Here is a 762-nt window from a genome sequence, read left to right as displayed (position 1 = left end):
AAAAAGCTTGGAATGGGGTGAGAGCTTGTCGGCCTATTTAAGCAATTATTGGGTGCTGTACCGGAAGTACGTGGAGCTTTTTGACAAACTTCGCTACAAAGGGATTCCGCTTGGGCTTATCAGTAATTTTTATCAATACATCAGCCCTGAGCTGAGGGTGATGATGGAAGAAGAACCGGAATTATTCGGATCGGTGGATCAGCATATCGATGAGGGACAGATTCAGCCGTTTTTTGAAGAAAGAATCCAAAACATCGTTAAAACAAATGACAAACCTGTTAAAGGGAAAGTCATTTTGCACTTTGATTACCTGCGTTTTTCAAACGGAAATTACTATCAATTTGATCCTGAAAAAACGGCTGTTTTGGCCAGATGGAGTTTGCCGCATTATTGTGATCTGCCTGTAATTAGCAAGCGGGAGATAGCGGATTCATGCCAAAAAGGCGATTCGAAGCAGTATCTCGAAACAGCCTGTTCGCTTCTCGCCCCTTATGATGATCACCCGGCATTTGGTGATCAAGCGTTTCGCGACCGGCTTTTCAAAGATATTCCTTTATTTATAGAGGCCATTGATACAGTTGATGCGCTGTTTGAACAGGAAAAGATTTCAGCTGTTATTGTCGGAACGGCAGAAGACATTTATAGCAGGGTGCTCGCTCTCATGTGTCAAAGAAAAGGGGCCGTCAGCATTTGTCTTCAGCATGGCGCATTGATGGGAGATGAAGCCTTCATTCCTGTTTTTACAACCTATCAAGCTGTTTT

The 762-nt window shown here is 43.3% G+C and carries 1 pseudogene; it reads left to right on the top strand.

The features are described 5' to 3' along the window. Positions 1 to 25: 25 nt before the first annotated feature. Positions 26 to 762: pseudogene (locus ACWHAR_RS26320) on the top strand (CDP-glycerol glycerophosphotransferase family protein); the annotation flags it as partial.

Source organism: Bacillus sp. LR--39, assembly GCF_053613335.1.
Note: the sequence above shows the minus strand (reverse complement) of the source record. Positions and strands in the feature narration are given on the sequence as shown.